5 protein-coding genes are annotated in these 5092 nt (G+C 72.7%); 1 reads left to right on the forward strand and 4 read right to left on the reverse strand.

The features are described 5' to 3' along the window. Positions 1-2144: PBP1A family penicillin-binding protein (locus tag AX737_RS30925; protein ID WP_066927962.1), on the reverse strand; the 2144-nt coding region annotated here is incomplete at its 3' end. A gap of 312 nt (positions 2145-2456) precedes the next feature. Here AX737_RS30925 and AX737_RS30930 point away from each other — a divergent pair. Then, positions 2457-2957, forward strand: coding sequence for a YcgN family cysteine cluster protein (locus AX737_RS30930; protein WP_066927964.1), 501 nt, complete (start codon positions 2457-2459; stop codon positions 2955-2957). 27 nt (positions 2958-2984) lie between these two features. On the opposite strand, the gene AX737_RS30935 is transcribed toward AX737_RS30930, so the two are convergent. The 3 genes from AX737_RS30935 to AX737_RS30945 form a co-directional block, all read right to left on the reverse strand. After that, positions 2985-3647, reverse strand: a complete 663-nt coding sequence (locus tag AX737_RS30935; protein WP_066927966.1) for an NrsF family protein — start codon at positions 3645-3647, stop codon at positions 2985-2987. Between the two features lie 3 nt (positions 3648-3650). Beyond that, positions 3651-4223: a sigma-70 family RNA polymerase sigma factor gene (locus AX737_RS30940; RefSeq protein WP_066927970.1), complete on the reverse strand. Its 573-nt coding sequence runs from the start codon at positions 4221-4223 to the stop codon at positions 3651-3653. A gap of 179 nt (positions 4224-4402) precedes the next feature. Beyond that, the coding region (locus AX737_RS30945; protein ID WP_066927968.1) for a creatininase family protein at positions 4403-5092 on the reverse strand (690 nt) is incomplete at its 5' end.

Raw genomic sequence — 5092 nt, forward strand, 5'->3', positions numbered from 1 at the left:
GGCCTCGGAGGCGCCTCGACGGTGCGGAACAGGCCGTTCACGCCGCTGATCACCTCGAAGGAGCGGCGCGAGAGCTTGCCGAAATTGCTCGCCGCCGGGTTGGTCGGGGCGGTCGGGGCCGCGGCCTGGGCGCCGGGGTTCGGCACCTTCAGGCCGGGAAGGGGCTTGATCTCGATGCCCTGGTGGGCGGGCTCCATCACGTCGTGCCAGGTCTGGGCGGGCAGCGAGCCGCCGGTCATCTTGTTGGTCGAGGTGCTGTCGTCGTTGCCGAACCAGACGGCGCCGACGTAGTTGCCCGAGTAGCCCACGAACCACGCGTCCTTGTAGCCGTTCGTGGTGCCGGTCTTGCCCGCGATCTTCACGCCCTCGATCTGGACGCGCCGGGCCGTGCCCTCCTCGACCACCTTGTTGAGCATGTAGTTCATGCCGGCCACGACCTGCGTCGAGAGCACCTGCTCGGGCTGCTCGTCCGCGTGGCGGTAGATCACCTCGCCGGAGGAGTTCTTCACCTCCATCGCCGCGTAGGGCTTGGCCCGCTTGCCGCCGTTGGCGAAGACCGCGTAGGCCGCCGCCTGATCGATCACCGTGACCTCGGCCGAGCCGATCGGCAGTGAGACCGAGTCGACGAGCGGCGTGGTGATGCCCATGGCATGCGCGGTGTCGATGATCTTCTTGCGGCCCGCCACCGCGGCGCGCGCCTCGTGGTTGATGCCCATGGCCTTGCCGAGCTGGATCGAGACCTGGATCGGGATAGTGTTGATCGATTTCGCCACCGCGAGCCAGAGCGGCTGCCGCCCCGAGTAGGAACGGCCGTAGTTCTGCGGGCACCAGTTGCCGATACAGGTCGGGCGATCGACCACCACGGTCTCGGGCTTGTACTGGCCGGAGGCGAGCGCGGCGGCGTAGACGTAGGGCTTGAACGAGGAGCCGGGCTGGCGCAGCGCGTCGGTGGCGCGGTTGAACTGGCTCTCGCCGTAATCGGCCCCGCCCACCATCGCGCGCAGCGCCCCGTCGGGATCGAGGATGACCATCGCGGCCTCCTCCACGTCGTAGGCGTCGCCCGACTTGCGCAGCACGTTGGCCACCACCTCGTCGGCCCGCTTCTGGATCGCGACGTCGAGGGGCGTCTTCACGGTGAGCACGCGGTCGTTGCGGAACTTGCCCGCGTCGGCCATCTGCTTGATCTCGCCGAAGGCCCAGTCGAGGTAGTAGTCGGCCGTGATGTCGCGGGTGCGGGTCACCGGCGTCGCGGGGTTGCGGAGCGCCGTCTGGATCTGGCCTTCCGTGACGAAGCCCGCCTCCACCATGTTGTGCAGCACGTCGACCGCGCGGGAGCGGGCCGCCGGCAGGTTGACGTGGGGCGCGTACTTCGTCGGCGCCTTGAACAGGCCGGCCAGCATCGCGGCCTCGGCGAGGCTGATGTCCTTCAGGGGCTTGCCGAAATAGTAGTCCGCCGCCGCCACCGCGCCGAAGGTGCCGCCGCCCATATAGGCCCGGTCGAGATAGAGCTTCAGGATCTCGTTCTTGCTGAGGTGGAACTCCAGCCACAGCGCCAGGAAGGCCTCGTTGACCTTGCGCTCGATGGAGCGCTCGTTCGTGAGGAAGAGGTTCTTGGCGAGCTGCTGGGTGATCGACGAGCCGCCCTGCGTGTTGCCGCCGCCGCGCGAGTTGTTGACCAGCGCGCGCAGCGTGCCGATCGGGTCGATGCCCCAGTGCTCGTAGAAGCGCCGGTCCTCGGTCGAGACCAGCGCCTTGATCATGATGTCGGGAAACTCGTCGAGCTTGAGCGAGTCGTCGTGCTTGATGCCGCGCCGCCCGACCTCGGTGCCGTAGCGGTCGAGGAACGTGACCGCGAGGTCCTGCTGCTTCAGCCAGTTCTCGCTGGTCAGGTTGAAGGCGGGCTGGGCCAGCGCCAGCATGCCGAGGAAGCCGACGGTGCCGAGCGTGACACCCTCGCTCGTGAGGTCGAGCGCGACGCGCTTCCAGCCGCGCACCGAGAACCGGTTCATCACGGCCTGGAAGCGCTCGTAGACGATTCCGGTCGATTGACCGCTGTCGTAGAGGCCCGCGTTCACCCACGCATCGAAGCCCAGCGCGGCGCGCTGGAGGCGGGTCCGGATCGCGGTGAGGTTCGGCAGACGCACGACGAGGGATCCGGCTTCGAAGGCACCAGGGACGGCAGTCGGGAGCCCGGCATCCTTACCAAGCCCCACGGCCTTCCGCGAGGCTTGTTCGCGGACAACGTCCGGGAGGCGGATCCGGAGCCCGGCAATCTCCGCTTAACCTTGATCGCCGAATGGGGCGGACCGGTGGCGTCCCGCTCTCCCAGGGCTCCGCCCTGGACCCGCCAGAGGTTTCGGACCTCGGGACGCCCTGACCCGCGCCCCGCCACGCTTGCGTGCGGGCCTGCCTTGCGGCAGACGGAGGCTCCACCCCCGATTGTCGAGAGGCTCCCGATGGGAAGCCCCAGGGCCCCGCGCCGCGGTGCGGCCGTGCCGTCGAACGAGTTCTGGCGCACCAAGTCCCTGGAGGCGATGACCTCCGAGGAGTGGGAGAGCCTGTGCGACGGCTGCGGGCGTTGCTGCCTGATCAAGCTCGAGGACGAGGATACGGGCGAGGTCCACCACACCGATATCGGCTGCACGCTCCTCGACGGGATCGGCTGCCGCTGCCGCGACTACGCCCACCGCCAGAAGCGGGTGCCGGACTGCGTGCGCCTGACGCCGGAGGCAGTGCGCACTATCCCCTGGCTGCCGCCGACCTGCGCCTACCGCCTCGTGCGCGACGGCGAGCCGCTCTTCGACTGGCACCCCCTGGTCTCCGGCCGCGCGGGCAGCGTCCACGAGGCCGGCATCTCGGTGCGCGGGCGGCTGGCCGGCAACGAGGAGGAGTTCCTCGACGAGGAGTACCCGGAGCGCATCGTGGACTGGCCGGGGCTCATGCCGGAGGAGGCGTAGGGCGGACGGCCGGTTCGCCCGCGTCCTCTAACGCCGGCTCCGGTCGAGCAGGCGCCCGCCCGCGAGGCCGTTGAGCCCGATTACCCCGAGCACGGTCGCCCCGTGGACCATGAGGTCGACCGCGGTCGTCTCCAGCGGGTGGAAGGGCGCTAGGAGCGCGGCCGCCGCCGCCGCGACCGCGAGGCCGCCGAGCGCCGCGGTGAGGTTCGGGCGCAAGGGGCAGGCCCGGCGCAGCATCAGCACCAGCAGCACGGAGAGCGGCAGCGACACGCCGAGCAGGAAGATGAAGCAGCCGTGCGGCGCGTGCGGGGCCTCGAGGCCGGGGCCGGCCAGCGCCCGCAGGCAGCCCGGCCCGCTCGCGCCGATCCAGAGGGCGGCGGGCGCCAGCGGCAGCAGGGCCCAGCGCGCCGGACGCCCGGGCACGCTGGTGGCGAAGGCGGCGTAGGCGGCGTAGGCGGCGGAGAGCGCCGTCAGCACCGCGCCGAACAGGACGAGCGGCGCCTCGGCCGGGTGCGGGCCCCGCAGGCCCTCCAGCTCCAACACGGCGAGGAGGCCGAGGCCGAGCGCCAGGACGGCGCCGGCCCAGACGAGGGCGCGCCGGCCCGGGGAGGGCAGGGGACGGACCGGTTCGAGCCGGGCGACGAGGTCGTCGACGAGGCGGTCGTGCGGGCGGAGCTGGATCTCGGACATCGGCTACTCTCCCGGGCGTCCGACGCCCGGGCCGGCGAGGCTGGCGCGCAGGGCCTTGATCGCCCGGTGCAGGTTCACCTTCAGGGCGCCCTTGCTGCGCCCGGTCAGCGCCGCGGCTTCCTCCAGGGAGCGCTCGCGCAGCGCCAGCTCCTCGACGGCCTGCCGCTGTCCGGCGGGCAGCGCCGCCACGGCGCGGGCGAGGTCGGCGGCGCGCTCGCGCGCCTCCAGGCCCTCGCCGGGCGCGGGCCGGGCGTCCGGTTCGGCCTCGTAGGCCGCCGGGTCGTGCACCTCCCGCGGGCGGCGCCCGGCGCGGCGCAGGGCGTCGATCGCCCGGCGCTGCGCGATGGCGCGCAGCCAGGGCAGGAAGGGCCGCGCCGGATCGTAGCTCGCCCGCACCCGGTGCAGGGTGACGAGCGTGTCTTGGACGGCGTCCTCGACGGCCTCGCCGCGCAGGCCCTGTGCCCACACGGCGGCCCGGGCCACCGGCAGGCAGGCCCGCAGGAGGGCGCGGTAGGCCTCCGCGTCGCCCCCTTGCGCCGCGCGCATCGCGGCAGCCAGCCTCTCCTCCAGCGCCATCGCCGCCCCGCCGCGTGCCTGCGGGCGGGATTCTAACGTTCGCGGGCGCAGCGGGAAGAGCGCGTCGGGGCGGGTCTCCGGGGCAAGGATGAGCAGCATGGGCCTGGCCGAGATGACGAGCCGGCACGGGCGGCCGGTCCGCACTCTTCGCGCGCGGGGCGGCGGCGGTTACGGCCCGCTCAGCCCTCGAGATCGAAGCGGGCGACGTCGGCGAGCAGGTCCACGAAGGCCCGCGCGCCGTGGTCAAGGGCCGCGTGGCCCGCCTCGGCGCGCCCGAGCCGCGCATCGCCGATCGCGCCGGAGGGGTGCAGGTCCTGGGCCTTCCAGGCGAAGGCCGCGGGGCGGCCGGCGCTCAGATGCGTGAAATCCCCGCGCATCCGCAGAGCCCGGGAGGGGAAGTCGGCGATCCGGTCGGCGCGCACGAGATCGGGCCGCAGCGCCAGCATCAGGGCGGTCTCGATCCCGCCCGCATGGATGCCGTAGGCGACCTCGTCCGCCGGGAACAGGCCCGGCGGGTAGCCGAAGCGGGCCCAGGCGGTCGTCACCGCGACCATGCCGAGCCGTCCGCGCAGCTCCGCCGCCACGAGGTCGATCAGCGCACTGTTGCCGCCGTGGGAAGTGACGACGACGAGCCGGCGGCAACCGGCCCGGTGCACGCCCGCCCCGACCTCGGTCCAGGCTCGGAGCGCCGTCTCGGCGGAGAGCGTCAGGGTGCCCGGGAAGGCGTCGTGCTCGTCCGACTTGCCGATGGTCTGCACCGGCAGGGTCAGCACGTCGAGATCGTCGGGCGCGAGGGCCGCGACGCGCGCGAGATAACCCTCGGCGATCACCACGTCGGTCGCGAGCGGCAGGTGCGGCCCGTGCTGCTC

Source organism: Methylobacterium sp. CCH5-D2, assembly GCF_001556475.1.
GTDB lineage: Bacteria > Pseudomonadota > Alphaproteobacteria > Rhizobiales > Beijerinckiaceae > Methylobacterium > Methylobacterium hispanicum.

Coding starts and splice junctions, on each gene's coding strand:
- AX737_RS30940 (WP_066927970.1), bottom strand. CDS start 4,223: ATGGCGCTGGAGGAGAGGCTGGCTGCCGCGATGCGCGCGGCGCAAGGG.
- AX737_RS30930 (WP_066927964.1), top strand. CDS start 2,457: ATGGGAAGCCCCAGGGCCCCGCGCCGCGGTGCGGCCGTGCCGTCGAAC.
- AX737_RS30935 (WP_066927966.1), bottom strand. CDS start 3,647: ATGTCCGAGATCCAGCTCCGCCCGCACGACCGCCTCGTCGACGACCTC.